Source organism: Bradyrhizobium sp. UFLA05-153 (genome assembly GCF_054185185.1).
On record NZ_JBBIAM010000029.1, the window covers coordinates 62,746 to 89,544 of the forward strand.

Below are 26,799 nucleotides of genomic sequence, written 5' to 3' on the forward strand. Positions count from 1 at the left end.
TTGCGGGACGGCGGAGCTGCCCTCTCCCACAAGGGGAGAGGGCACAGCAATTCGCATCGCATTTGCCACAACCTGCTTTACCCTCTTGCGCAAGTGAGTGGCTTCACCTTCGCCCCACCACCAGCGCGTCCACAATCGTCACGCCCTGTCCCTCCGGATGCACCAGCACCGGGTTGAGCTCGATCTCCGCAATCTCCCCAGCATGCCGTGCCGCAAGCACGGAAATGTCAGCGATCAACTGCGCCAGTGCCGCGACATCCGCCTTGGCTGCACCGCGGAATCCGTTCAGCAGCGGCGCCGCTTTCAACGCGGCCAGCATCGCGCCGGCCTCCGCCGCGCTCACCGGCGCCGGGCGGTAGACAACGTCGCGGAACAACTCGGTCGTAATGCCGCCAAGCCCCACCATCACCATCGGGCCGAACGTCTTGTCCGTCATCGTGCCAACGATGATCTCGACGCCCTTCTTCGTCATGGGTGCGAGCAACACGCCCTGAACCGCGGCATCCGGCCGATGCCTGCGCGCATTGTTCAGGAGCTGCTCGAACGCCAGGAACACCTCGCCCTTGGTGGTGACGTTCACCCGCACGCCGCCGACCTCGCTCTTGTGCGGGATGTCGGGTGACTGGATCTTCATCACCAGCGGAAAGCCGACACGCGCGATCGCGTCGTCAAGTCCGCTCTTCTCCGCAACCAGCACCTCTTCCGGCAGCGCGATGCCGGCCGCACGGAGCAAGGCCTTGCTGTCGGCTTCGGACAGGACCGGCGATTGCAGAAATGCCGAGAGATCGTGCGCCGGTCGCCGCAACTCTTCCGCAGGCTTGGGCAGGTCAAACGTCGCGAAGTCAACAAGCTGCCGCAGCGCGACGCCGACATGGGCGAGGCCCGACAGCACCACGACGCCCGACTTGGCGAGCTCTCGCCGCGCAAAATCAGACGGCAGCGTGTAGGAATAGAACACGACCGACTTTTTCTGTGCCGCCAGCACCGGCTTCAGCTCCTCCTCCTTGAAGGGCATCCGCACCTCGCTCGACAGCGACAGCATGACGAGGATCGCATCGACCTCGTTGGATGCGGTGAGCAGATCGACGCTTCGTTGCAGGCCGCCCGAGGTTACGCCCTGGGCGGTGACATCGATCGGGTTGCGCGCCGTGCCGTATGACGGCATCAATGTCCTGATCTCCGCCTGAATGGACCTGGAGAGCTCCGGGACCTGCAAGCCCCTGAGCGCCACCGCATCCGTGCCCCAGATGCCCGCGCCGCCGGACACGGTGACGACAGCAACGCGATCACCTTTCGGCAGCGGGTTGCCGGCAAACACCGCGGCGATCGTCAGCGCCTCGTCGAGATCGTTGGAGACGATGAAGCCGTACTTTGCAAACACTGCGTCATAAGCTGCTGACCAGCCGGCCATGCTGGCAGTGTGCGAAGCGGCCGCGCGTTCGCCGGCACCGGAGCGACCAACCTTGGTGACGATGACTGGCTTCTTGATTTCGGCGGCACGCTGGGCGGCCACCAGGAATTTCTCGACGTCCCGGATGCCCTCGATGAACAGCAGGATCACGTCGGTCGAGGCGTCCTGCACCAGGTAGTCCAGAAACTCGCCGGCGCCGAGATCGGACTCGTTGCCGGTAGAGACGACGTAGCTCACGGCAACCCCGAGCGCCTTCGCACGGTTATAATAGGCAAAGCCGATGCCGCCACTCTGCGCGACGATGCCGATCCGCCGCGCGGTCGCAACCAGCGGCGCCTGGCCCGGCTTGACGTCGACCGCCGGGCTGAAGGTCGCCGCTACGCGCTGCACCTGGCTGAGAAAGCCTTCGGCATTCGGGCCGGAGATGCGCATGCCCGTGCGCCGTGCCAGATCGGCGATTGCCTCCTGCATCGCGGTGCTGTCGCTCCTCGGCAAAACCGGACGAGATGATGACGGCATTCTTCACCCCGGCGGCGGCGCATTGCTCGAGCGCCGGCAGCACCGCACGCGCCGGGATGATGATGACGGCAAGATCGATCGGCGCGCCGATGTCCGCGATCGACTTGTGGCAGGGAAGCCCGTCGATCCCGGTGTAGTTCGGGTTCACCGGATAGATCTTGCCGGGATACTCGTTCCTACGCAGCATCGACAGCAGCCGCCCCGGGATCTTCTCATGATCGCGCGAGGCGCCGATTAGCGCGATGCTTGCCGGCGCGAAGAAGCTGTCGAGCGGATGCGGCATGTGGCGGGTTCCTTGTTCTCATAACAATCCGTCACCCTGAGGCGCCGGAGCGTAGCGGAGGCCTCGAAGGGCGACGGCCCAGCTGCATCCCTGCCGTTCATCCTTCGAGGCTCGCCGCACGGCGCGCTGCGCCGCGCGACTCGCACCCCCAACGACAACGGCTTCGCCGTTGCGCGGGGATGACAGTTTGAAATAAGCGGATGCAAGAGCTCACGCAGCGAGTCGAAACGTCACGCCGCCCAGCAAAAACTCATTCCCCGCCACCGCGAGCCCCTTCTCCCTTGCCGCATGAATCACGCTCGCTACATCCGCCACGCGGAACTCCAGCGCGCTCATGATCTCAGCTCCGCCCTTGACGAAGCGGAAGCTGGCGTTGGGCAGCTTCAGCTCAGTCTCGCCGCTATCCGCCTTGTCCGACTCGACGCCGATCAGCTTGCCCCAATGCTCGGCCAGGCCTTGCGGATCCGGGCTCTGTATCTCGACCGCCGTCAGCACCTGCGTCACGTCCTTGCGGATGAATTCTTGCCAGTTCGGCCCCGCCGGCGGATAGGTGCCCAAGATGTCATCGCTGCCCTTGGTGTGATTGAACTCGATAAAGGCGGCGCGGCAGTCGCGCGGATGGAGCTGCACACCGTGGTAGGGCGGGTGGTCAATCGTGTTCGCGGTGCGCACGCCCATTGCGTTCGCATTGCGGGCGCGCGCGTCCGGATCGTCGCAGCAGAAGATCGCCATGTAGCCGCCGCGGCCGCCCGTCTTGGCGATGAAGCGACCCGCCGCGGTGCCGTCCCTAAGCGGCGCCACCACCTCCAGCAGGATCGTATCCACCGGCAACAGCGCGTTCTCCAGCCCATATTTCGCGACATTGCCGTCGCGATAGCAGACGGAAAGGCCCATGATGCCTGCGATATCGGAGATCAAGGGCTCGAGCTGCGGCGCGACCAGGCAGATCTGCCGCAAGCGCATATAGCCGGCCATGGTCAGGCGCCCTTGAAGGTGGGTTTCCGCTTCTCGACAAAAGCCTTTGCGGCTTCCCTGTGGTCCTCGGTGTCGCCGCAGCGGGTGTGATGAATGGCTTCGCCGTCAAAACAATCTTCCAGCGGCAGGTGCTCGGCATTGTTGATGTTGCGCTTGATGTAGCCGAGCGCGATCGACGGCCCCTGCGCCAGCGACAGCGCAAGCTCGTGCGCGGCGGCATCGATCTCGGCATCAGGCACCACTTTCGTTACCATTCCGATCGCCTGCGCCTCCTTCGCGCTCAGCACCGGCGTCATCAGATAAAGCTCGCGTGCCCGCGCGCTGCCGATGAGCTGGGTGAGGAAATAGGTGCCGCCGTAATCGCCGGAGAAGCCGACCTTGGCAAACGCCGTCGTGATCTTGCAGGACTCGGAGGCGATGCGCAGGTCGCAGGACAGCGCCATTGAGAGGCCGGCGCCGGCGGCCGCGCCGTCGAGCTGCGCCACCACGGGTTTGGGTATCTGGTGCAGGATGCGCGACACCTCCATGCCACGGCGCAGGTTCGCGAGCTTGGTCTCGAACGGCAGCGGCGCGCGTCCCTCGGCCATCGACTTGACGTCGCCGCCGACGCAGAAGCTGCCACCGGCGCCCTTGAACAACACCGCGCGGACCTCGGGATCATCGGCAGCGCGGCGCGCCGCCTCGACCAGCCCACGCACCATGTCGGGGTTCAGCGCATTCTTGCGCTCGGGGCGGTTCATGGTGATGGTGAGCAGCCCGCCTTCGAGCTTTTGCAGGACCATGTCGTTGCTCATGGGTGTTTCCTTTGTTTTGCATCTCACTTGGTCATTCCGGGGCGCGCCCCCCTGGGCGCGAGCCCGGAATCCATACTCACGATGGTGGTTATGGATCCCGGGCTCGCGACTTCGTCGCGCCCCGGGATGACGACTTGTTGTTCGGCTCGCCCTTCGCCACGAAGGTTCACGCCGTCACTTCTTCACCAGCGGGCAGCGCGACTGTTCCAGCGACTGGAACGCCTCGTTGCCGGGCACGGTGGCGAGCAGCTTGTAGTCGTCCCAGCGTCCCTTGGACTCCGACGGCTTCTTGACCTCGAACAGGTACATGTCGTGCACCATGCGGCCGTCCTCGCGGATATTGCCATTATGCGCGAAGAAGTCGTTGATCGGCGTCTCCTTCATCACCTTCATGACGGCGGCGGCATCGGTGGTGCCGGCCGCCTTCACGGCTTTCAGATAATGCGTGACGGAAGAATAGACGCCGGCCTGCGCCGAGGTCGGCGGCCGCTTCACGCGCTCCATGAAGCGCTTTGCGAAGGCGCGCGTTTCGTCGTTCGCGTCCCAGTAGAAGGCTTCCGCCAGCAACAGGCCCTGCGCGGTCTCCAGACCGATCGAGTCGATGTCGGTGACGAAGGCGAGCAGCGGCGAGATCTTCTGGCCGCCCTTCATGATGCCAAACTCGGCCGACTGCTTGATGGCGTTGACGGTATCGCCGCCGGCGTTGGCAAGTCCGATCACTTTGGCCTTGGAGGCCTGTGCCTGGAGCAGGAAGGACGAAAAGTCCGAGGTGTTGAGCGGATGGCGGACATTGCCCAAGACCTTGCCGCCGGTCTTCACCACGACATTGCTGGTGTCCTTCTCGAGGTCCTGGCCGAAGGCGTAGTCGGCGGTGAGGAAGAACCAGGTGTCGAGACCGGACTTCACCGCGGCAAGGCCGGTCGTGTTGGCCTGCGCAAAGGTGTCGAAGACGTAGTGTACGGTATAGGGGCCGCAGGCCTCGTTGGTCAGCCGGATCGAGCCCGGGCCGTTGAATATTACGATCTTGTTGCGCGCTTTCGCGATCTCTCCGGCGGCGAGCGCGGTCGCGGAGGCCGCGACGTCGTAGATCATCTCGACGCCCTGATTGTCGATCATGTCGCGGGCGATGTTGGCGGCAAGGTCCGCCTTGTTGAGATGATCGGCCGCGAGGATCTCGATCTTGCGGCCCAGCACCTCGCCGCCAAAATCCTCCGCCGCCATCTTGGCCGCCGTCTCGCTGCCCGGACCGGTGATGTCGGCGTAGAGGCTCGACATGTCGAGAATACCGCCGAGCTTGAGCGGCGGCTTGTCCTGAGCCTGCGCCGCGCTCGCAACCAGCGCGGCAACAAAAATGCCGGACAATATCCTGTTCATGGAAAACCTCCCTTATCGCGCCGTGCTCTGATGGCGGCTTGCTTATTGCTGTTGGTATTGCCGCGATCATGCCGCATGCGAAAGGGGGCAGCAAGCGCGGTTCGGCCGTGCAGAATCGCGTGATTGTTTTCCGCAAAGCGGAATGGCGCCTGAGCCGCATTTGCCTCCACATCGTCATTGCGAACGCAGCGAAACAATCCAGAATCCCGCCGCGGAAAGACTCTGGATTGCTTCGCGGCACTCGCAATGACGGAGGATGTGGCAGCCCCGTCGCTAATCCGGCCAAAGCCCCTTCGATGGGAACCACGTTTGAGTTAAGAGTACAGCGCACAACAACCTCGCCGGGCCGCGTGAACCAATCACTCATCTTCCTTGCTGTCGTCTCACTTCTCGTCGTGTCGCACGGCGCCGCAAGTGCGACCGGTTGCCAGTTCGAGTCCCAAGGCGAAGGCCGCGTCACGACAATCGTCGATGCGCGGAGCTTGCGTCTCGACGACGGCCGTGAGGTGCGCCTCTCCGGCATCGAGCCGACTGCGACGACGAAGCAGGCGCTGGCCGCAATGCTCGGCGGCCGCGACGTTCGCCTGCGCGGCGCTGACGACACGCCGGACCGCTACGGCCGCCAGCCCGCGCTGGTTTTCCTCAGCGAGAGCGATGCCTCGGTGCAGGCCCTCTTGCTGTCCCAAGGTGATGCAATTGTCTCCGCCGAGATCGCGGACAAGGAGTGCGCAGCCGCCCTCATGGCGGCGGAAGCCGAGGCGCGGCGCGGAAAAAAGGGCAGCTGGGCTGACCCGTTGGCCATAAAAAACGCGGAAAGTCCGGACGATATTTTGGCCGGGATCGGGCGCTTCGTAGTGGTCGAGGGTAAAGTCCTGTCCGTCCGGCAAGCTGGGGCAACGACTTACCTCAACTTCGGCCGGAACTGGACACGCGGCTTCGCTGTGACTATTTCAAGGCGCATGGTTCCGGCCTTCGAGAGCGCCGGGATCGCTCTCAAGTCCCTGGAGAATCGGAAGATTCGGGTCCGGGGTTGGGTCGAGGGGAATGTGGGGCCGCGGATTGACGCGCTCCGGGTGGGACAGATCGAGTTGCTGGGCGCGAACTAGCCGCGGAAAGGCCTTAAGGCCAGGCACGGGTTAAGCGACGTGGATGGGGTTTTGGGACGCGGAACAGAGGTGAGCCGCCGCCTTCGGGCTGCGCCAGTTGCGCTTTGCCTCGGTCTATCTTTCGGCCTCGGGACGCTGCTCTCGGGCTGCGGCGACATGGGTCGGTTCCAGACCGCAGCCCCGCCGGCCGTCGCGCCACCCAAGCCGAAGCCCGCGGTCGCGCAGACGCCGGCCACGGAGAAGGAACACGAGCGCATCCTTACCAGCTATGGCGGCGCCTATGACGATCCCCGGCTCGAGCAGCTTGTCACCAAGACGGTCGAGCGGCTGGTCGCGGCCTCCGATCGACCCGACCAGGGCTACAAGGTCACGATCCTGAATTCCGGCGCGGTGAATGCCTTCGCGCTGCCGAACGGCCAGCTCTATGTCACGCGCGGCCTGCTCGCGCTCGCCAGCGATACCTCCGAATTGTCATCCGTGCTCAGCCACGAGATGGCGCATGTACTATCCAAGCACGCCGCGATGCGCGAGGACCAGGCGCGCCAGGCTGCGATCGTCACCCGCGTCGTCACCGACATGAGCAACGATCCCGAGCTCACCGCGCTCGCGCTCGCCAAGACCAAGCTCACCATGGCGAGCTTTTCGCGCAACCAGGAGATCGAGGCCGACGGCATCGGCGTCGGCATCTCCGCGCGGGCGCATTTCGATCCCTATGGCGCCGCACGTTTCCTCTCCGCGATGGAGCGCAATGCCGAGCTGAAGGCCGGCAAGAACGCGCTCGATCCGCGCGCGCAGGACTTCACCTCCTCGCATCCGGCTACCCCCGAGCGCGTGCAGAACGCGCAGACGATCGCGCGGCAATATGCAGCGCCGGAGGGCGCCGAGCGCGACCGCGAGACCTATCTCGGCGCGATCGACAACATCGTCTATGGCGAGGACCCCAGCGAAGGCTTTGTCCGCGGTCGCCGCTTCCTGCATCCCAAGCTCGGCTTCACCTTCCAGGCGCCCGACAACTTCACGCTCGACAACACCGCGCAGGCGGTGATCGGCGTGCGCGAGGGCGGCTCGCAGGCGATGCGCTTCGACGTCGTGCGGGTGCCGGCCGAACAGACGCTCGGCGACTATCTCAATTCCGGCTGGATGGAAGGCGTCGACAAATCCTCGACCGAGGACATCACCATCAATGGCTTCCCGGCGTCGGCCGTGACCGCCAAGGGCGATCAGTGGCAGTTCAAGGTCTACGCGCTGCGCTTCGGCAGCGACGTCTACCGCTTCATCTTCGCGAGCCGGCAGAAGACCACCGAGAGCGAGCGCAACGCGCGCGAGACGGTGAACTCATTCCGCCGCCTGACGCTCGAGGAGATCCAGGCCGCACGTCCCTTGCGCATCAAGGTGATCACCGTGCAGCCCGGCGACACCGTGGAATCGCTCGCCCACCGCATGGCCGGTGTCGATCACCCAGCCGAGCGCTTCCGCGTGCTCAACGGCCTCGACGCCCACGCGCAGGTGAAAGTGCGCGACCGCGTGAAAATCGTGGTGGATTGAGTTGTAGGGTGGGCAAAGCGAAGCGTGCCCACCACTTCTGTCGCAGATCATGGATAGATGGTGGGCACGGCGCAAGAGCGCCTTTGCCCACCCTACGCACTACGCACGCGAGTTGGCGGGCCCGCCAACGTACCTAGCTAGTTACCCGCATCCATATCGCCGCGTTCGCGCTGGCCGCTCAGCCAGAGCGCCATCAGCGTCCACAATGCGCCCGAGAGCAGATAGGCACCCGAGGCAATGACGCCGAGATTGGTGGCGAGCAGCAGCGCGGCGAGTGGCGCAAAACCGGCGCCGAACAGCCAGGCCATGTCGGAGGTGAGCGCCGAGGCCGTGTAGCGGTACATCTGCTTGAAGTTGGAGGCGATCGCGCCGGAGGACTGGCCGAAGGACAGCCCGAGCAGGATGAAACCGAGCACCATATAGATGGTCTCGCCGAACGTGCCGGCATCGAGCAGCTGCGGGGCAAAGCCGCTATAAACCGCGATCGCGATCGCCGAGCCCATCAGCAGCGACTTGCGGCCGACGCGGTCGGCGATAATGCCTGAGGCCACGATCGCCGCGACACCGAAGGCGGCGCCGACGATCTCGATCATCAGGAACCTTACCGGGCTTTCATGGGTGAACAGAAACACCCAGGACAGCGGAAACACCGTGACCATGTGGAACAGCGCGAAGCTCGCGAGCGGCGCGAAGGCGCCAAGCATGATGTTGTGGCCTTCGCGCGCGACGGTGTCGGAGATGCGCGAGGGCTGCAGGTCACGGGTCTCGAACAGCGCGGCATATTCCTCCGTCGCGACCATGCGCAGGCGCGCGAACAGCGCCACGACGTTGATTGCGAAGGCGACGAAGAACGGATAGCGCCAGCCCCAGTCGAAGAAATCGTCGGCCGAGAGATTGCCGGCAAAATACGCAAATAGCGCGCTCGCCACGATCAGCCCGAGCGGTGCGCCGAGCTGCGGCACCATCGCGTACCAGCCGCGCTTGTTCGGCGGCGCGTTGAGCGCGAGCAGCGAGGCAAGCCCGTCCCACGCGCCGCCCCAGGCGAGACCTTGGGCGGCTCGCGCGAGCGCCAGAAGCCAGATCGCGGCCGCGCCGATGTCGCTGTAGCCGGGCAGGAACGCGATCGCCACGGTCGCGGTGCCCAGTAGGAACAGCGCGGCGACCAGCTTTGCGGTCTTGCCGTATTCGCGGTCGATCGTCATGAAGATGACGGTGCCGAGCGGCCGCGTCATAAAGGCAAGCGCGAAGATGGCGAAGGAGTAAAGCGTGCCGGTCAGTTCGGTGGCGAACGGAAAGACCAGGCGCGGAAATACGATCACCGAGGCGATCGCATAGACGAAGAAGTCGAAGAACTCCGACGTGCGCCCGATGATGACGCCGATGGCGATCTCGCCGGGATTGGCATGGTCGTGACCATGCTCGCCGGGGTGGATGCCTGCCACTACGGGGGTCTGTGCGGTCGCCATTCCTGCGCTCTTAACGTCCTTAAAACCAAAGCCGACCACCCGGCGGTCGCAGGGCAGCCTGCCCCTCTCTGGCGCAACCTCCCGCACTGCAACATTGGACAAATTGTCCAATGTCACAATTGGTGCGCCGCAGCTACGCCTTGGCTGGACTACGAAATTTCCAACCAAAAGGCCTACCTGTGTCCCGTCTACGGATCCTGGCGCTACTACCTTTGGCGGTCGCTCTGAGCGGCTGCAACTTCATCGTGCTTGCGCCGGCCGGTGATATCGCAGCGCAACAGCGCGACCTCGTCATTATCTCCACCGTGCTCATGCTGCTGATCGTCGTGCCCGTGATGGCGCTGACGGCGCTGTTCGCCTGGCGCTACCGCCAGTCCAACAAGTCAGCCCGCTACGAGCCGGAATGGGACCACTCGACCAAGCTCGAGCTCGTGATCTGGTCGGCGCCGCTGCTGATCATCATCTGCCTGGGCGCGCTGACCTGGATGGGCACGCATCTGCTCGATCCCTACCGCTCGCTCGACCGCATCGCCGCCAATCAGCGGGTCGATGAGGCGACGGTGCCACTCGAGGTCGATGTCGTCGCCCTCGACTGGAAGTGGCTCTTCATCTATCGCGACTACGGGATCGCGACCGTCAACGAGCTCGCCGCTCCCGTCGATCGCCCGATCGACTTCCGCATCACCGCTTCGACGGTGATGAACTCGTTCTACATCCCCGCGCTCGCTGGCCAGATCTATGCGATGCCGGGCATGGAGACCAAGCTGCACGCGGTGGTCAACCACCCCGGCACCTACAAGGGCTTTTCGGCGAACTACTCCGGCGCCGGCTTCTCAGGCATGCACTTCGCCTTCCACGGCCTCGACGACAAGGGCTTTGGCGAGTGGATCGCGAAGGCCAAAGCCACCGGCGGATCGCTCGGCCGCAGCGAATATCTGCAACTCGAGAAGCCCAGCCAGAACGAGCCGGTGCGCCGCTACGCCAGCGTCGATGCCAATCTCTACCGCCTCATCCTCAACATGTGCGTCGAGCCCGGCAAGATGTGCATGAGCGAGATGATGGCAATCGACGCCAAGGGCGGCGCCGGCCATGAAGGGCTGAACAACACCCTGCCGCTCACCTACGACAAGTACGCCCGCCGCGGCACCGCGCTCGGACCCGAGCCGAGCTTCGTGGCCAGCACCTGCACGCCTGACGCACCGCAGGGACAGACGAGTGCCGCGGTCAAGGCCCCCGCCGACACCACGCCGCTGCTCGGCGCCGGGTTGAAGCGGCCGACCTTCACGCCGCTCAAGTCAACGTCCTTCTTCCTCGGCCAGCGTCCGAAATCAGACTCCTGAGGCACGCATGTCTACCAATCCTGATCTCATCAAGCTCGTCTTCGGGCGGCTCAGTCTCGAATCGCTGCCGCTGCACGAGCCGATCGTCGTCGGCACTTTCGGCGTGGTCGCGCTCGGCGGCCTCACGCTGCTCGCCGGCCTGACCTATTTCCGCCTGTGGGGCTATCTGTGGCGCGAGTGGTTCACCACCGTCGACCACAAGCGCATCGGCATCATGTACATGATCCTCGGCATCGTCATGCTGCTGCGCGGCTTTGCCGACGCCCTCATGATGCGCCTCCAGCAGGCAATTGCCTTCGGCGGCTCGGACGGGTATCTCAACGCCCATCACTACGACCAGGTCTTCACCGCCCACGGCGTGATCATGATCTTCTTCGTGGCGATGCCGTTCGTCACGGGCCTGATGAACTACGTCGTGCCGCTCCAGATCGGCGCCCGCGACGTGTCGTTCCCGTTCCTGAACAATTTCAGCTTCTGGATGACGGTCGGCGGCGCGGTGCTGGTGATGATGTCGCTGTTCATCGGCGAATTCGCCCGCACCGGCTGGCTCGCTTACCCGCCGCTGTCGAACATCGGCTACAGTCCTGACGTCGGCGTCGACTATTACATTTGGGCGCTGCAGGTCGCCGGCGTCGGCACGACCTTATCGGGCATCAACCTGATCTGCACCATCGTCAAGCTGCGCGCGCCGGGCATGGGCATGATGAAGATGCCCGTCTTCACCTGGACCTCGCTCTGCACCAACGTGCTGATCGTCGCCTCCTTCCCGGTCCTTACCGTCGTGCTCGCGCTGCTCTCGCTCGACCGCTACGTCGGCACCAACTTCTTCACCAGCGACTTCGGCGGCAGCCCGATGATGTATGTGAACCTGATCTGGATCTGGGGTCACCCCGAGGTCTACATCCTGGTTCTGCCGGCGTTCGGTATCTTCTCCGAGGTGACATCGACCTTCTCGGGCAAGCGGCTGTTCGGCTACACCTCGATGGTTTACGCCACTGTCGTCATCACCATCCTGTCGTACCTGGTCTGGCTGCACCACTTCTTCACGATGGGATCGGGCGCCAGCGTCAACTCCTTCTTCGGCATCACCACGATGATCATCTCGATCCCGACGGGCGCGAAGATGTTCAACTGGCTGTTCACGATGTATCGCGGCCGCATCCGCTTCGAACTGCCGATGATGTGGACGATCGCCTTCATGCTGACCTTCGTGATCGGCGGCATGACCGGCGTGCTGCTCGCTGTCCCGCCAGCCGACTTCGTGCTGCACAACAGCCTGTTCCTGATCGCCCACTTCCACAACGTGATCATCGGCGGCGTGGTGTTCGGCGTGTTCGCCGGCATCGGCTACTGGTTCCCGAAGGCGTTCGGCTTCAAGCTCGATCCGTTCTGGGGCAAGCTGTCGTTCTGGTTCTGGGTCACCGGCTTCTACCTCGCCTTCATGCCGCTCTACGTGCTCGGCCTGATGGGCGTAACCCGCCGCCTGCGCGTGTTCGACGATCCGTCGCTGCAGATCTGGTTCGTCATCGCTGCGATCGGCGCTGGCCTCGTCTTCCTCGGCATCCTCTGCATGCTCATGCAGTTCGCCGTCAGCATCCTCCGGCGCGAAGCGCTGAAGGACGTCACTGGCGATCCCTGGGACGCGCGCACGCTGGAATGGGCGACCTCCTCGCCGCCGCCGGACTACAACTTCGCCTTCACCCCCGTCGTTCACGACAACGACGCGTGGTGGGACATGAAGCGCCGCGGCTACAAGCGTCCGCTCGCCGGCTTCAAGCCGATCCATATGCCGAGCAACACCGGCACCGGCATCATCCTCGCCGGTCTGTCGACGGCGATGGCGTTCGGTCTGATCTGGTACATCTGGTGGCTTGCTGCCGTCAGCTTCATCGCGCTGCTCGTCGTCGCGATCGGCCACACCTTCAACTATCACCGCGATTTCGACATCCCGGCCGATGAGGTCGTCCGGACCGAGGAAGCGCGCACCCAACTGCTCGCCGGAGCCAAGTAAATGACGATCGCTGTCAAACCCGACCAGTCTGGCGAGCCGCTGTTCTACCTCGCCGACGAACACCCGCATCCGGAAGGATACAGCACCTCGCTCGGCTTCTGGATCTATCTGATGAGCGACTGTCTCATCTTTGCGATCCTGTTTGCGGCCTTCGGCGTACTTGGCGGCAACTACGCCGCCGGCCCCGCGCCGAAGGATCTGTTCGACCTGTCGCTGGTCGCGGTCAACACCTCGATGCTGCTGCTGTCGTCGATCACTTACGGTTTTGCGATGCTGACGATGCAGCAGAACCGGGTCGGCGCGACGCAGGCCTGGCTCGCGATCACCGGCCTGTTCGGCCTCGCCTTCATCGGCATCGAGCTCTCCGAGTTCGCCCACATGATCCATGAGGGCGCAACCCCGCAGCGCAGCGCCTTCCTGTCGTCGTTCTTCACCCTGGTCGGCACCCACGGCCTGCATGTCAGCTGCGGCCTGATCTGGCTGGTGACCCTGATGACGCAAGTCTGGCGCTTCGGCCTGATCGAGGCCAACCGCCGCCGGCTGATGTGCCTGTCGATGTTCTGGCACTTCCTCGACGTGGTCTGGATCGGCGTTTTCACCTTCGTCTATCTCCTGGGAGTTCTGCGATGAGCACCGACACTCACGCCGCCCACGCGGCCGATCATCATCACGATGCGCATGCGCACGGCTCGCTCTCGACCTATCTGTTGGGCTTCGTGCTCTCGGTGGTGCTGACCGCGATTCCGTTCTGGCTCGTCATGGGCGGGGCGATTCCAAACAAGAACATCACGGCGCTCGTGATCATGGCCTTCGCGGTGGTCCAGATCGTCGTGCACATGATCTACTTCCTGCACATGAACACCAAGGCCGAGGACGGCTGGAGCATGATGGCGATGATCTTCACCATCGTCATGGTCGTGATCGCGCTGTCCGGCTCGCTGTGGGTGATGAATCACCTCAACAGCAACATGATGCCGGTCCACCAGATGAGCGGGATGAAGTGAGCGCATCCGTGAGACACGACGGACGGACAACGCGCAGCCTCGCCAAGGCTGCGCGCCCTTCCCTGTGGCTCACGACGCTCTCTCTCCTTGCTATCGCTATCCTGATCGGCCTCGGCGTCTGGCAGGTCCAGCGGCGCGCCTGGAAGCTCGTGCTGATCGATCGCGTCGAGGCGCGCGTTCACGCCACGACAATCGCGCTGCCGCCGCCCGCGGCCTGGCCCGCGGTCACGGCCGCGAGCGACGAATACCGCCACGTCAGCGTCGCCGGCCGCCTGCTGAATGACCGGGAGACGCTGGTCAAAGCCGTGACGGAGGAAGGCGCCGGCTTCTGGGTGCTGACGCCGCTTCTGCGCGACGACGGCACGATGGTCCTGATCAATCGCGGCTTCGTGCCGGCCGACAAGCGCGATCCCGCGACGCGGCCGGATGGTGACGCATCCGGCACGATCGTGATCAACGGTCTCCTGCGCATGACCGAGCCGAAGGGCGGCTTCCTGCGCGACAACGATCCCGCGCATGATCGCTGGTACTCGCGCGATGTCGCAGCGATCGCCGCCGCGCGCGGACTTAATGATGAGGTCGCGCCCTTCTTCATCGATGCCGACGCAGCCCCCAACGCCGGCGTCTATCCGATCGGCGGATTGACCGTGATCCGCTTTCCCAATAACCACCTGATTTACGCGCTGACATGGTTTGCGCTGGCCTTTATGCTGGCCGGCAAACTATTCGTCACATTCGGCGGCGGGCTGTTCCGCCGCGGGCGCTTTGTCCACGAAAGGGCCGGCAAGACCGCCGCCCGCGGGACGGGATCAGATGCTGGAACGATCGTCGAGCCGACCTGAGAAGGGAAAGCGCTCTCTCGGACATGACGCGGCTGCGCTTCCTGCGCAGGTGGACGGCCGCACCGAGCTGACCGCGACATCCCTGCTCTCGCCGACCGACGACGAGACCAACCGCAAGAACATGGCGCTGCTGATCCAGCTGCGCTGGACCGCGGTGGTCGGCCAGATCATCACGATCGGGGCGGCGCATTTCGGGCTCGGCATCGAGCTGCCGCTCGCGCGGATGGGCGCGGTGATCTCGGCGCTGGTGCTGCTCAACATTTCGAGCCTGGTCTGGGTGCGCCACCGTGCCGCGATCACCAACAACGAGCTGCTGGTCGCGCTGATGCTCGATGTCGCCGCGCTTACCGCCCAGCTTTACCTCAGCGGTGGCGCCACCAATCCCTTCACCTCGCTGTTCCTGTTGCAGGTGACGCTGGGTGCAGTGCTGCTCGATGCCCGCTCGACCTGGTCGCTGGTGGCACTGACCTGCGCCGCCTTCGTCTGGCTGACGCTCGCCTACCGGCCGCTGGACCTGCCGCATAACCCCCTGAGCGACACCTACAGCCTGACCGTCGTCGGCATGCTCTTCGGCTTCGCGCTCAACGCCGTGCTGCTGGTGGTGTTCGTGACCCGCATCAACAGGAACCTTCGCGACCGCGACGCGCATCTGGCGGCGCTGCGCCAGCATGCCGCCGAGGAGGATCACATCGTCCGCATGGGCCTGCTCGCCTCGGGCGCGGCGCATGAGCTCGGCACGCCACTCGCCTCGCTCTCGGTCATCCTCAACGACTGGCGCCGCATGCCGGAGCTTGGCGGCCGCGACGAGCTCGCCGAGGATCTCGCCGAGATGGAGACCTCGCTGCAACGCTGCAAATCGATCGTGACCGGCATCCTGGTCTCCGCTGGCGAAGCCCGCGGCGAGGGCTCGGCGCCGACGACGGTGGCCGCCTTCCTGACCGCGCTGGTCGAGGAATGGCGCAACGCGCGCTCGGCGCGCACGCTCTACTTCACCAACACTTTTGGCGAGGACGTCGCGATCGTCTCCGACATCGCGCTGAAGCAGGTGATCTTCAACGTGCTCGACAACGCTTACGAGGTCTCGCGCGACTGGGTCGAGCTGTTGGCCGAGCGCGAGGACGACAAGCTCGTGCTGTCGATCAGCGACCGCGGCCCGGGCTTTGCGCGGGAGATGCTGGCGCAGCTCGGAAAACCCTACCAGTCGAGCAAGGGCCGCGCCGGCGGCGGGCTCGGCCTGTTCCTGGTGGTCAACGTCGTGCGCAAGCTTGGGGGCATGGTGACCGCGGAGAACCACAGGAAGCGCGGCGCCACCGTGCGGCTCGTGCTGCCTCTCTCCACGCTTGCCATCGGAGGCGGTTTTGACGCCTGAGCAGTCCCTGATCATCGTCGAGGACGACGCGAGCTTTGCGCGCACGCTGAAGCGCTCATTCGAGCGCCGCGGCTATTCCGTCGTGATCGCCGCCTCGATCGAGGAGGTCCGCAAGGAGCTCGAGGACAAATCGTTCGGCCACGCCGTCGTCGACCTCAAGCTCGGCGGCGCCTCCGGTCTTGCCTGTGTCGAGCTGCTGCACACCCATGATCCCGACATGCTGATCGTGGTGCTCACGGGCTTTGCCAGCATCGCCACCGCAGTGGAGGCAATCAAGCTCGGGGCCTGCCACTATCTCGCAAAGCCCTCCAACACCGACGACATCGAAGCCGCGTTCCAGAAGGCCGAAGGCAATGCCGAGGTGGCGCTAGACGCGCGTCCCACCTCGATCAAGACGCTGGAATGGGAACGCATCCACCAGACGCTGATCGAGACGGATTTCAATATCTCGGAAGCCGCACGTCGCCTCGGCATGCACCGCCGCACGCTGGCCCGGAAGCTCGAGAAGCGGCCGGTGAAGTGAGCGGGCCTTGCCTGGCCGTGATCTAGTCACCCTACGCACCGCACCAAAAAAAAAGCCCGGCTTGAAGCCGGGCTTAAGTTACGGGAACGATGAACGCCGCGGCTAATTCGGCGCGGCGCGATCAATATTTCGCAACCACCGGTCCGCCGAACTGGTACGCCAAACCGACCGACACGGCATGGGTCTTCAAGCTCTGGTTCATGAAGACGGAATCGACTGTCTGCGGGAAGAATTCGTGGTCGACGTGCCCGAAATCGGCGTAGCGATATTCGGCCCGCGCAAGCCAGTTGCTCCAAACCTTGGCTTCGATGCCGCCGCCCACGGTCCACCCGGTTGCCACCTTGTGGAACGTTTCGGTGCGATCGAGGATGCACCACGGCCCGGTGCGCATGCAGTTCGCAGTCAGCGAGACGTCCTGCCAGGCAATACCACCGGTGCCGAACAGCATCACGCTCGGAGCAACCAGCCAGCCGACGCGGCCGCGAATGCTCGCATCCCAACCGAGCTTTACGGTGGTGCTATCGATCGCAATGAGAGAGGCGGGGGTGCTACTCCCCCAGGTGCCGGGGACGCCGGCAAGCGTCTTGTTGTTGTCCGCCCAGGCAACATCGCCCTCGATGCCGATCACCCAGGACGGCGCGACCTGCCAGTTGTAGCCAGCATAGCCACCGCCACGAAACGACGTGCTGTTGAAGCTGGCGGGGTTGCCCTGGAGAAGCAGGGACGACCCACCTGCCCAGACAGGATCCTCCAAGGCTGTCGAGGTCCAGGTCGTATCGGACCAGCGGGCCCCCACATCTGCGCCGAGATAAAACCCGGTCCAGCTCTCGACTGCGGCCGCCGCGGGCGCCTTGGTATAGGGACGGGCGGCAAGGTCGGCGGCGTGGGCGGCGCCCATCCCGGCAACGGCGGCAAACGCCGCGGCGAACAGAACTCGCTTCATCTAGAGAACCTCAAGTCAGTCAGATCGGCTCGCGCCGTGGCGGTGCCCGACCTCGATGGTCACACCTTAGTGTCACCGGCAAGCTAGCAACGACCGCGCCCGCCTTCTTGGACGGAGGCGACTACCATATGGACTCGCACGAAATCGACAGCGGTTCTGTCACCATGTGTTGCGCGGCCGCGACACACCGGTCGGCCGCGCGACCGGAACTTCGCCTGTGGCGCCATCGCAAGGCTGGCGCGACAACCTTCTCCGCACTATTCGTTTGTTGCGGACGCTGACGTTCGTCAATGTGCTGCAAAAGCCCACACGAGGAGACCGCCCCGTGACCACGCTTGTCGAGCGTCTTGACCTGTCCGCCGTATTGCCGCGTGCGCGCGATCGGCGCGAGACCGAAACCGTCGAGTTTGCACAGGCCGCGCTCGCAGCGGCCAAGCAGGAGGGCCTGCAGCTGGCGGTGCGGGCGCGCTATGTCGCGCTCACGGTGATCGCCTGCCTGCTCATCTACATCAATCCGGTATGGGACCAGCTTTATTATGTGGCGTTGCTCGGTCTGTTCGCACTGATTGGCTGGGCCCAGGTCAGGGTTGGGCGGGTCGGCGTGTCGAGGCCGGAGCTGGCGCTGTTGTTCTGCGACCTCGCACTGCTGACTTTGATCCTCGTCATGCCGAATCCGTTCGTTTCCGCGCGCTTGCCCGTGGCGATGCAACTCCATTTCGGCAACTTCATCTATTTCTTCGTGCTGCTGTCGGGTGCGACGCTGGCCTACTCCTGGCGGACCGTCATCGCAGTCGGAACGTGGACTGCGGCTCTTTGGAGCATCGGCGTTGCCTGGGTGTGGTGGCAACCGGATCGCGCCCCTGAACTGACCGCCCGCATCGCCGCAGCGCTCGGCAGCGATCACAGGCTGTTTCAGTTGATCTCGCCAAGTTCGATCGCGCTCGGCACGCGCATCCAGGAAATCGTCGTGTTCATGATCGTCGCGGCGACGCTCGCCCTGGCGGTGCGCCGCAGCAACGATCTCCTGATCCGCCATGCCGCAGTGGAGCGCGAACGCGGCAATCTCGCGCGCTACTTCTCGCCGAACGTGGTCGAGGAATTGTCGCGGCATGACGAGCCGCTGAAGCAGGTACGCACGCAAAACGTCGCGGTTCTGTTCGTCGACATCGTCGGCTTCACGGCCTTTGCCGACGCGCGAACACCGGAAGACGTCGTGCGCACATTGCGCGAATTCCACGCGCTGATGGAACAGGAGGTGTTCCGCCACAGCGGGACGCTCGACAAATATCTCGGCGACGGGTTGATGGCGACCTTCGGCACGCCCTTCGTCGGCAAGCTTGATGCCATCCACGCGTTACGCTGTGCCCAGGCGATGATGGCGGCCGCGGATCGCTGGAACGAGCAGCGCAAAGCGGCCGGCGAGTCTCCGATCCGCGTCAGCTTTGGCCTGCATTACGGACCCGTCGTGCTCGGCGATATCGGGGTGACCTGTCTCGAATTTGCGGTGATCGGCTCGACAGTGAACGCGGCAAGCCGGCTCGAATCCCTGACGCGCACGCTCGGCTGTGCGCTGGTGGCCAGCGACGATCTCGTCAGGCGCGCCAGGATCGAGCTCGGCGAGGCCGACGCGGCGTTTCGTCCGCTGATGGCCCAGGCCCCGCAGGTCGTCCGCGGCCTCGAGCAGCCGATCGCGATCTGGACGCAGGCGCGCGCTGGAGAGCCGTAGATCGGACAGCTCCGCCGGCGTCGTCAATGCGATCTTCTTGACTGGGTTCGTATGCCACTCGGCGACTCGCCAAAGCGCGAGTGAAACGATCGATTGAAATAGGAGATGTCGGAAAAGCCGACCTCCAATGCAATGTCGGAAATCAGTCTCGGGCTCGCGGCCGGCTCCGTCAGAAGCGCGAACGCCCGTTGCAGGCGCAGCTCGTTCACCTGGGCGGTAAAGGATGATCCCGAGGTTTCGAGCAGCCGCTGCAGGTAGCGAGGAGAAACGCCTTGGCTATGCGCGACCGTATCCAGATTGAGTTCCGGATCGTCGAAGTGGGCACCGATATAGTCCAATACGGCGGCCAATCGGGTCGCCACCACCGCGCTGGCGTTGCTCTCACCTGACAAATGCTCACGGCTCAGCATCATTGCCGCAAGATCATGAACGTGCGTCGCCACCAGGCTACGTAGATCGGACGTGGCCAGGCGAAGCTCGTCCCATAGCGGACGCATATAGCTTCTAATGAGCCGCAGGGTGGTCTGCTCGCGCGGGATAGGCTGCATCGTCGGCTCATCGAGATTGCTCAGGCGCGACGCAAGCTCAGCGCGCGGGATCACCAGAGCGAAGTAGCTTCCTTCCGCAAAGCTCGCGCTCCCCCTGCTCCTGTGATGCACTGCGACTGCATCGCCCGCGCGGAGCGTCACCTCCCGGCCCCGCTGAGATACGACACAGTCCTTCGTCATGTTGATGATGAGCGCAATTGATCCATCAGCATCGGGCCCATCGCTCGTGCGGCGAAATCGAAGCGGCGATGAGGTGGAAGAGAACGCATTCAGCCCCGGCAGGATACGCAACGTCGACCTGGCGTGGAATGGAATATCCGACAACGGCTCGATATCGACGCGAAGGATCTTGTCGCCGAATTCCTCGCGCCACATGGACAGGCGCTTTCGCTGGGGAAACTTGTCGGTCGAAAGTCGAAATGTTGCGAGTTCAGGCAAGCATTCCGACGTCTGGCGCTTTCCTGTTTCACTCATGAGCTTCGACCTCAGACGCGCCTCAAAACCCCGCTAAGCAGGAGCGGAATCGAGGCGTGAGATGCTCTGTTGTCGCGCGCACCGGGTGGTACACCACTCCGGTGGAGCATGGGGGCATCTGCTGCTTGACTCGATTCGCAGAGTCACGTGGTTGACTCCTTCGATCAGCATCTTGCCGGCAACTTATTCAGCCGAACCACAATCCGAGCGTGTTGACAATTCGCGTACCCAGGTTCGGTGCTGCCGTTCGCAATTGACCAAGAAGAACTGCCGTTCGTTTGCTAGTCTGGCAAGTTAAGGTGCGCAGGAAAATAGCATATTTCAATTTGTCGTGGCGGGATGTGAGCTGGTTCACTTTTCGCGCATATCCGACGGAAGGAGATTGCCATGAAGAAGATGTTCTTGATGGTTGTAATTGGGCCGGCGATGGTAGTCGGCTTCTCCGCAGGGGCAGCAGAACTTCCAAGCTTTGAACTGACGGGCTTTCCGATCACGTGGCACCAGGTTGCGGTGATGGGGGCATCCGGAGTTCAGGAGCAGTCGCCCACCCCGATGCTGGAGGCTGCTGGTATGCCTGCTTCTCCCCACCAGATCGCCGTCCTGACTCCGCGTCAGAGCATGATCGCGCAGCAGAAGGCGCCGAAACTGACGACCGTCGGGTTCTCTTCGCGGTAGTAGAGCGGCCTGTGATATTACCATGCATCCCGCTAACAGCTTTGCAGATGCCATTTTGACGCAAGCATGATTTCAGGAGCCGCCTCGGACATTCCTTATCCGGGGCGGCGGCAACCGGGTCCGGTGCGCCGTTTCGCCACACAGTGACTGGTTACCTCCGTCTGCACGATCAAGTTGGACACGCGCACGTCGTCTGAGCGCGTGCATGTGAGTACAACCCGAACGAGGACCTGCATGCGCAAGTATGTCTGGCTCCTGAGATTGCTGATCGCGGGCACTATCGCTGGAGGCAACTTCGCCAGCACCGCCGTCGGCAATTTCGGGCATCAATTGGTCGACAAGGACGCCCTGCCCTCCGTCGATGCCGAACTCGTCATTGCCGTCGATGTCTCCTATTCGATGGACGAGGACGAGCTTGTCGTCCAGCGCGAAGGCTACGCGCAGGCCGTCATCTCCGATGAATTTCTCCAGGCGCTCAAGGCCGGGCCAAGCAAGAGGCTGGCCGTGACCTATTTCGAATGGTCTGCATCGGATGATCAGAGGATCATCGTGCCCTGGAGGCTCATCGACGGTCCGGAGTCCGCAGATGCGCTGGCCGCCGAGATCATGAAAACGCCGGTTCGCCGGGGCTCCCGCACGTCGATTTCCGGCGCGATCCATTTTGCAATTCCGCTGTTCGACCAAAACCCGTACCACGGGCTGCGACGCGTGATCGATATTTCCGGCGATGGTGCGAACAACGAAGGGCCCCCGGTTACCAAGGCGCGGAATGCGGCGCTGGAGAAGGGCATCACGATTAACGGCCTGCCGATCATGGTGAAAGGCGCGACCGTTTCGATGATGGATATCGATGACCTTGATTTTTACTACGAGGATTGCGTGATCGGAGGCCCGGGCTCGTTTATGCTGGCAATCAGGGAGCGCGAGAAGTTCAAGGAGGCAATCAAGACCAAGCTCACGCTGGAGGTCGCCGGCCGAACACCGGCGTACCGGATCGTCCCGGCGGCCGAAAGCGGGCCGAGGGTGTCCTGTGGCATCGGCGAGGAAATATGGGAGAGACGAAGCCGGTGGTGAGCATCGGCAAGCGGCTGGCGAACGGGCGAGTGAAAAGGCGAGCTATTGGCTCGACGCGTCCGATCGCAGGAAGGAAACTATTCTTGCTCTGTCGTCGGCAGATGCCAGTCCGCTGTATGGTTTCATGCTGTTGCCCGGTATCAACTCGTCCGGATTGGCGATGAAGCGCTCGAGCTTATCTTCGTCCCAGACGAGGTCCGCCCCCTTCATCGCGCTCGAGTAGTTATAATCCGGCAGCGAGCCGGCCTTCCTTCCGACGATCCTGTACAGATGCGGGCCCAAGCGATTGTCGCCGTCCTTGATCGTGTGGCAGGTCCGACATGCATTGTTGAACGCTCGTTGTCCTGAGGCGGCATCGAGACTTTGTGGCCCCGGCTGCTGTCCATGGGAAGGCGAATACAGCATGCACGCCACCCCGCCGAGGGCCACGAGTGCGCTCACCCAACCGATGTGCTGCACATGCGCGTCTCGCAACCGGCCGAACTTCGGCAAGGCAAGGCGCGCCAGGAACTGCGGCTGCTTCATTTGATCACCTCGCTGGCGCAGCGACTATGCGACTCAAGGCGGTGTCGAAGTCCCGTATCTCACCAGCATCTTGCAATTGGCGGATCGGCGCTGGAATTCAAATGAAATTGTCTGCCAGGGCGCTGCGCTACCGCGTTCCGTACGCGCGGTCGCCGGCATCGCCGAGGCCCGGCAGGATGTAGCCGTGCTCGTCGAGCCCTTCATCGATGGCTGCCGTCCAGATCGGGACGTCCGGATGCAGGCCGCGGATCCGCTCGAGGCCTTCGGGCGCGGCGATCAGGCAGGCGAGCCGGATATCCTTCGCGCCGCGCTCCTTCAGCCGGTCGACCGCAGCCACTGCCGTGTTGGCCGTTGCAAGCACCGGCGTCACCACGATCGCGAGCCGTTCGCCGAGGTCGGACGGCGACTTGAAGAAATATTCGACGGCCGCGAAGCTGTGCGGTTCGCGATAGAGCCCGATATGGGCGACGCGCGCGGTGGGGACCAGATCCATCATGCCGTCGACGAACGTCGTGCCGGCACGCAGCACCGGAACGAACACCAGCTTCTTGCCGGCGATCTTGGCCGACTGCATGCGCGCAAGCGGCGTGTCGACGACGACCTCGGCGAGCGGAAGATCGCGCGTGACTTCGTAGCACAGGAGCATGCCGATCTCCTTGACGAGCTCACGGAAGGATTTTGTCGAGATGGACTTGTCCCGCACCAGCGTCAGCTTGTGCTGGACCAGGGGATGATCGACGATCGTGACGCCTTCCATGACGTGATGCTCCCAAAAAATGAGCTTTGATTGAATCGCGATCAGCCGAGATCTTTTCCTTCTCCCCTTGTCGGAGAGGGGCACAGCGTGCACGCGGGTCCGCAATCGGTCGAACCAAATCTCATGGCTTAGAAAACCGTCCCATCGCTGATGACCTTGATCGGCGGCGCGCCGTCGGGGCGCCGCGCAAAGGCAGCGGCGCGGCCCGCAGCCCAGGTGCCGCCTTCCAAAATGCTTGCAAGCGGCAACGAGGTGCGATCGCGACCGAGCCGCGCGCGGACATGCTCGGCGAGCCGGTCCAACAAGGCGACCGTCAGTGCCCGCCACTCCACGACGAGGAGGGAATCCACTCCGTGAGAGCGCTCCGAATCCAGAGCATCGCGCAGAACAAGCACATCGAGATCGACGAACAAGCCGCCGTTGCGGTATTCGGCGAGCCCGGTGAGGCCGTCGATGTCGGTCACGTCAAAGCCGGCGCGCTGCAAGGGCTCGATCAGCGAATAGCTCAGCCATTGCGACAGCTTGTGCAGGGGCACGAGGCCTGTGGTCGCGTCATCGGTCTTGATCGCGGGGTGGCGCCAGCAATCGCCGAGCGCAATGCCGGCAAGCTCGAGTCGCGACGGCCAGATCGGTCCGAGCTGGCTCAGCACTTCGGCGAGAATGACTGGTGCGGCGATCGCGCCGCTCACGGCTCTTGCCGCGAGGTGATCGAACAACCCACCCGGACGCGGCCGATCATGCGTACCGAAGACCTGCAGACGAGACGCCACCAGCTGCCCCAGGCGCCGCAACAAATCCGTGCGTCCCTCAAGGCCCAGCAGCGGATTGCTGTCCGTGACCTGAAGGCCGGACTCGAGCCGCGCGAGCGGGAGTTGTGCGATCACATCCGCATCGACGCGGAAGGGAGAGCGCGGGTCACCGGAAAACGCGCCCCTTGCGAACATGTCGAGGCTTGCCAGGGCAAGCCCCTCGGAGCGGCCGATGTCCTGCCCCGTCATGGCATCGCGGTAGCGCCAGGCAGCGCCGGCGCCTGCATCCAGCAGCACGCTGACGATGGCGAGATCGAACTCGGCGCGCGCCCGCGCGGCGCGATCCGGCCAGGACACGGTGTCCGCGAGGCGCGACCAACGGTCGGCGCCGCCGAGGACGAAGTGCCGCCAACGTGCGTGAAAGGGAATATCCAGCGCAGGATAGGACCGCCGCGTGACCGCGAGCACGGCATCCACGACAGCGTCCATGCGATCGAGATGAACCGTGAAATGCGTCAGTCCGCCGTCGAGGCCGATGTCGAGCATCTGCGCGGCGCGCGCGCGGACCGCTTCCGCCGAGAGCAGCGATCGGGCCTCTCGTTCTGTGGCCGCCGCCATCACGTGACTCAATATTTCTCCAGCGAGCGTCCGACCGTGTCGGTCAAGTCCTTCGCTGTCGGAATCTCTTCGGCGTAGTATCCGGCCGCCTTCTTGGCGGCGATCTCGACATGCGCATCGGCCGGAATGAGCTCCAGCGGGATCGGCACGCGCTCGACGATATCGATGCCCTGCCCCGTAAGCGCGTCATATTTCATGTCGCTCATCGACAGGAAGCGATCGATGCGCTTCAGGCCGAGCCAGTGGATCGTGTCCGGCATCAGTTGCTGGAAGCGTGCATCTTGCACGCCGGCAACGCATTCGGTCCGCTCGAAATAGGCGGCGGCTGCGTCGCCGTCCTCCTGGCGCTTGCGGGCATTGTAGACCAGGAATTTCGTGACCTCGCCGAGCGCCCGTCCTTCCTTGCGGTTGTAGACGACGAGCCCAAGCCCACCCTCCTGCGCGCCGCGCGCGGATTCCTCGATGCCGTGAATGAGGTAGGGGCGGCAGGTGCAGATGTCGGAGCCGAACACGTCCGAGCCGTTGCATTCGTCGTGCACGCGGCAGGTGATCCTGGTACGATGATCGGGCAGCTTCGCCACGTCGCCGAACAGATAGACCGTGGTGCCGCCGATCGGTGGCAGGAATACCTTCATGTCGGGCCGCGTCACGAGCTCGGGGAACATTCCCGCGGTCTGCTCGAACAAGGTGCGCCGCAGCTCGGTCTCACTGGCGCCGAAGCGCTTGGCAAGGCCGGGCAGATACCAGACCGGATCGATCGCGATCTTCACCACCGACACGCTGCCATTGGCGTGCACGACCTCGCCGTCCGGCTTCAGCCGCTTGGCGACCAGCGCGCCGCGGATTTCCGGCAGGTCCAGCCGCGCGCGCGTCACCGCGATGCTCGGCCGGATGTCGGCGCCTTCGGCGATTTCTTTACGGAAATTCTCGGCGACGAGATGCCCCCAGGGGTCGAGCGCGACGATCTTTTCCGGATCGCTCCATTGCCGGAACGGCCCGATGGTCGCGGCCGGAAACGTGTTGGTCAGATCGGGACGCCGGATCGGATCGAGCGCGCCGGCGGAGACCGCGAGCGCACGATAGACGGCATAGGAACCGCCATGGCTGCCGATGACGTTGCGGTCCTGGGCGCGCGACACCGTGCCGACGATCGGCCCGCGCGCGCGCGCGTCCGCGGCGCCCCATTGAATCGGAAAGGCCGCCTTTCCGCCCGGCTCCGGATGGGAGGTGAGGCGAATATGTTCGGTACGGTTTGAGCGGCTCATAACCAGGCTCCTATAAAGCCAACGGCCCGCCTGTCGGACGGGCCTAGCGCGGTCACGGGGCAAAGCCATTCATGACCGATCTCAATAACATAGCAGTTCATCTCTTAATCGCCAGTGTTGTATCCAACAGTTGTTCCCTCATTCCGGGGCGCGCGGCAGCGCGGGCCGGACCGAAAGGAGGTCGAACAGCTGAATCCGCAGTTCCTGCGTGGACGGGAGATGCGTAATGCCCGCCTGATCTCAAGGGCTTCGTGATACCGGTTCGGATTTGGCGCAGAGAGCCAAGCGCCGTCGCCAAGGGCACGCAGAAGGAATCGAACCCGCCGGCCGAACTACGCGACCAACGCGCATGATGTTGACATTACTGATGAAGTCGCGCTTTTTCGCTGTCGCCCTAGGCAGGGCTGCACTTGAGCTGACACCTGCTACCGAGACCGATCCGCTGCGCATGGACGCGATCGTCCAGGCGCTTGACGCGACGCTGAAGGCCGCGAAAGCCCGACGGGCCAACCTGAAGGAGCGGATGGAGGACGTGCTTGCGTGGCGGCCGGCAATGACGCAGATGAATTCGTCGATCGCGACGATGGCGACAAACGGCGACTGCGGAGCCTCGAGGTGGAGCTGATCGACGGCGAACGCGACCTGAAGGAGCTCGTCGCCCAGATCGGCCACCTCGAGTTTCTGAAGGCCGAGCTGCTTGCGCGCTTTCCCGACTGCAAGCCGGTCAAGCCGGTTCGGAAATCCGCATTGCTGATCCGGGGCTGGCCTCGGCTTCGACGTCGGCTCCCGCATCTTGCGGAAGCAAGCAATCGGCGTTGACGCAACGCCCGAAACACAATTCGAGGACCAGCTGCCGGACCAGGTGTCCGCCGCCAAAACACAA

The 26,799-nt window shown here is 64.0% G+C and carries 25 protein-coding genes and 1 pseudogene; 14 read left to right on the plus strand and 12 right to left on the minus strand.

The features are described from left to right. Positions 1 to 103: 103 nt before the first annotated feature. The 5 genes and pseudogenes from Q2941_RS19260 to Q2941_RS19280 form a co-directional block, all read right to left on the minus strand. The gene (locus tag Q2941_RS19260; RefSeq protein WP_458193440.1) at positions 104 to 1,882 is read right to left on the minus strand and encodes an acetate--CoA ligase family protein; all 1,779 of its coding nucleotides are present in this window, start codon (positions 1,880 to 1,882) and stop codon (positions 104 to 106) included. 73 nt (positions 1,883 to 1,955) lie between these two features. Beyond that, positions 1,956 to 2,213: pseudogene (locus Q2941_RS19265) on the minus strand (CoA-binding protein); the annotation flags it as partial. Between the two features lie 210 nt (positions 2,214 to 2,423). Next, positions 2,424 to 3,188 (minus strand): VOC family protein, encoded by a 765-nt coding sequence (locus tag Q2941_RS19270; protein ID WP_458193441.1) that lies wholly within the window; start codon positions 3,186 to 3,188, stop codon positions 2,424 to 2,426. A 2-nt stretch (positions 3,189 to 3,190) separates the two neighbouring features. Further along, the gene (locus Q2941_RS19275) at positions 3,191 to 3,982 is read right to left on the minus strand and encodes an enoyl-CoA hydratase (RefSeq protein ID WP_458193442.1); all 792 of its coding nucleotides are present in this window, start codon (positions 3,980 to 3,982) and stop codon (positions 3,191 to 3,193) included. A gap of 174 nt (positions 3,983 to 4,156) precedes the next feature. Beyond that, a complete protein-coding gene (locus tag Q2941_RS19280) occupies positions 4,157 to 5,356 on the minus strand; it encodes an ABC transporter substrate-binding protein (RefSeq protein WP_027526496.1) in 1,200 nt (399 codons plus the stop codon). Positions 5,357 to 5,652: 296 nt separating this feature from the next. Between Q2941_RS19280 and Q2941_RS19285 the strand changes: the two genes are divergently transcribed. Continuing rightward, the gene (locus tag Q2941_RS19285; RefSeq protein WP_027526497.1) at positions 5,653 to 6,462 is read left to right on the plus strand and encodes a thermonuclease family protein; all 810 of its coding nucleotides are present in this window, start codon (positions 5,653 to 5,655) and stop codon (positions 6,460 to 6,462) included. Between the two features lie 69 nt (positions 6,463 to 6,531). Beyond that, positions 6,532 to 8,007, plus strand: coding sequence for a M48 family metalloprotease (locus Q2941_RS19290; RefSeq protein WP_156944671.1), 1,476 nt, complete (start codon positions 6,532 to 6,534; stop codon positions 8,005 to 8,007). Between the two features lie 137 nt (positions 8,008 to 8,144). Here the strand turns inward: Q2941_RS19290 and Q2941_RS19295 are convergent, their stop codons facing one another. Then, positions 8,145 to 9,473, minus strand: a complete 1,329-nt coding sequence (locus Q2941_RS19295) for an MFS transporter (protein WP_027526499.1) — start codon at positions 9,471 to 9,473, stop codon at positions 8,145 to 8,147. A 179-nt stretch (positions 9,474 to 9,652) separates the two neighbouring features. Between Q2941_RS19295 and cyoA the strand changes: the two genes are divergently transcribed. Genes cyoA through Q2941_RS19330 form a run of 7 tightly spaced genes read left to right on the plus strand, consistent with a single transcriptional unit; the run spans position 9,653 to position 16,562 of the window. Continuing rightward, positions 9,653 to 10,813, plus strand: a complete 1,161-nt coding sequence (gene cyoA, locus Q2941_RS19300) for a ubiquinol oxidase subunit II (protein ID WP_458193443.1) — start codon at positions 9,653 to 9,655, stop codon at positions 10,811 to 10,813. A gap of 7 nt (positions 10,814 to 10,820) precedes the next feature. Beyond that, entirely contained in the window at positions 10,821 to 12,824 is a 2,004-nt protein-coding gene (cyoB, locus tag Q2941_RS19305) for a cytochrome o ubiquinol oxidase subunit I (protein ID WP_027526501.1), read from the plus strand. Further along, positions 12,825 to 13,454: a cytochrome o ubiquinol oxidase subunit III gene (gene cyoC, locus Q2941_RS19310; protein ID WP_027526502.1), complete on the plus strand. Its 630-nt coding sequence runs from the start codon at positions 12,825 to 12,827 to the stop codon at positions 13,452 to 13,454. Then, on the plus strand, positions 13,451 to 13,828 hold the full coding sequence (cyoD, locus tag Q2941_RS19315) for a cytochrome o ubiquinol oxidase subunit IV (RefSeq protein WP_027526503.1): 378 nt from the start codon (positions 13,451 to 13,453) through the stop codon (positions 13,826 to 13,828). Before cyoC ends, cyoD begins: the two co-directional genes overlap by 4 nt. A gap of 8 nt (positions 13,829 to 13,836) precedes the next feature. Continuing rightward, positions 13,837 to 14,670: an SURF1 family protein gene (locus Q2941_RS19320; RefSeq protein ID WP_458193444.1), complete on the plus strand. Its 834-nt coding sequence runs from the start codon at positions 13,837 to 13,839 to the stop codon at positions 14,668 to 14,670. Continuing rightward, on the plus strand, positions 14,642 to 16,039 hold the full coding sequence (locus Q2941_RS19325; protein ID WP_458193445.1) for an ATP-binding protein: 1,398 nt from the start codon (positions 14,642 to 14,644) through the stop codon (positions 16,037 to 16,039). The genes Q2941_RS19320 and Q2941_RS19325 overlap by 29 nt, the downstream gene beginning before the upstream one ends. Next, the gene (locus Q2941_RS19330; RefSeq protein WP_027526506.1) at positions 16,029 to 16,562 is read left to right on the plus strand and encodes a response regulator transcription factor; all 534 of its coding nucleotides are present in this window, start codon (positions 16,029 to 16,031) and stop codon (positions 16,560 to 16,562) included. Before Q2941_RS19325 ends, Q2941_RS19330 begins: the two co-directional genes overlap by 11 nt. A 121-nt stretch (positions 16,563 to 16,683) precedes the next feature. Here Q2941_RS19330 and Q2941_RS19335 read toward each other — a convergent pair whose 3' ends face one another. Continuing rightward, positions 16,684 to 17,505, minus strand: coding sequence for an outer membrane protein (locus Q2941_RS19335; protein WP_254109897.1), 822 nt, complete (start codon positions 17,503 to 17,505; stop codon positions 16,684 to 16,686). Positions 17,506 to 17,830: 325 nt separating this feature from the next. On the opposite strand from Q2941_RS19335, the gene Q2941_RS19340 reads away from it, so the two are divergent. Beyond that, complete coding sequence (locus Q2941_RS19340) at positions 17,831 to 19,231, plus strand: adenylate/guanylate cyclase domain-containing protein (protein ID WP_458193446.1); 1,401 nt, start codon at positions 17,831 to 17,833, stop codon at positions 19,229 to 19,231. A 23-nt stretch (positions 19,232 to 19,254) separates the two neighbouring features. Here the strand turns inward: Q2941_RS19340 and Q2941_RS19345 are convergent, their stop codons facing one another. Beyond that, complete coding sequence (locus tag Q2941_RS19345) at positions 19,255 to 20,217, minus strand: helix-turn-helix transcriptional regulator (protein ID WP_027526508.1); 963 nt, start codon at positions 20,215 to 20,217, stop codon at positions 19,255 to 19,257. A gap of 423 nt (positions 20,218 to 20,640) precedes the next feature. Between Q2941_RS19345 and Q2941_RS19350 the strand changes: the two genes are divergently transcribed. Together Q2941_RS19350 and Q2941_RS19355 are read left to right on the plus strand one after the other, a co-directional pair. Continuing rightward, positions 20,641 to 20,928, plus strand: coding sequence for a hypothetical protein (locus Q2941_RS19350; RefSeq protein WP_035664194.1), 288 nt, complete (start codon positions 20,641 to 20,643; stop codon positions 20,926 to 20,928). Positions 20,929 to 21,162: 234 nt separating this feature from the next. Beyond that, positions 21,163 to 22,002, plus strand: coding sequence for a DUF1194 domain-containing protein (locus Q2941_RS19355; RefSeq protein ID WP_027526510.1), 840 nt, complete (start codon positions 21,163 to 21,165; stop codon positions 22,000 to 22,002). Positions 22,003 to 22,044: 42 nt separating this feature from the next. Here the strand turns inward: Q2941_RS19355 and Q2941_RS19360 are convergent, their stop codons facing one another. From Q2941_RS19360 to Q2941_RS19375, 4 genes are all read right to left on the minus strand, one after another. Next, positions 22,045 to 22,527, minus strand: coding sequence for a c-type cytochrome (locus Q2941_RS19360; protein WP_458193447.1), 483 nt, complete (start codon positions 22,525 to 22,527; stop codon positions 22,045 to 22,047). A 127-nt stretch (positions 22,528 to 22,654) separates the two neighbouring features. Then, the gene (gene upp, locus Q2941_RS19365) at positions 22,655 to 23,284 is read right to left on the minus strand and encodes a uracil phosphoribosyltransferase (RefSeq protein WP_027526512.1); all 630 of its coding nucleotides are present in this window, start codon (positions 23,282 to 23,284) and stop codon (positions 22,655 to 22,657) included. A 128-nt stretch (positions 23,285 to 23,412) separates the two neighbouring features. Next, the gene (locus Q2941_RS19370) at positions 23,413 to 24,651 is read right to left on the minus strand and encodes a URC4/urg3 family protein (protein ID WP_458193448.1); all 1,239 of its coding nucleotides are present in this window, start codon (positions 24,649 to 24,651) and stop codon (positions 23,413 to 23,415) included. An 8-nt stretch (positions 24,652 to 24,659) separates the two neighbouring features. Then, positions 24,660 to 25,916, minus strand: a complete 1,257-nt coding sequence (locus Q2941_RS19375) for a GTP cyclohydrolase II (RefSeq protein WP_458193449.1) — start codon at positions 25,914 to 25,916, stop codon at positions 24,660 to 24,662. 367 nt (positions 25,917 to 26,283) lie between these two features. Here Q2941_RS19375 and Q2941_RS19380 point away from each other — a divergent pair, with 367 nt between their 5' ends. Beyond that, positions 26,284 to 26,541: a hypothetical protein gene (locus Q2941_RS19380; protein ID WP_458193450.1), complete on the plus strand. Its 258-nt coding sequence runs from the start codon at positions 26,284 to 26,286 to the stop codon at positions 26,539 to 26,541. After that, on the plus strand, positions 26,532 to 26,735 hold the full coding sequence (locus tag Q2941_RS19385; protein WP_458193451.1) for a hypothetical protein: 204 nt from the start codon (positions 26,532 to 26,534) through the stop codon (positions 26,733 to 26,735). Before Q2941_RS19380 ends, Q2941_RS19385 begins: the two co-directional genes overlap by 10 nt. Positions 26,736 to 26,799 lie beyond the last annotated feature (64 nt).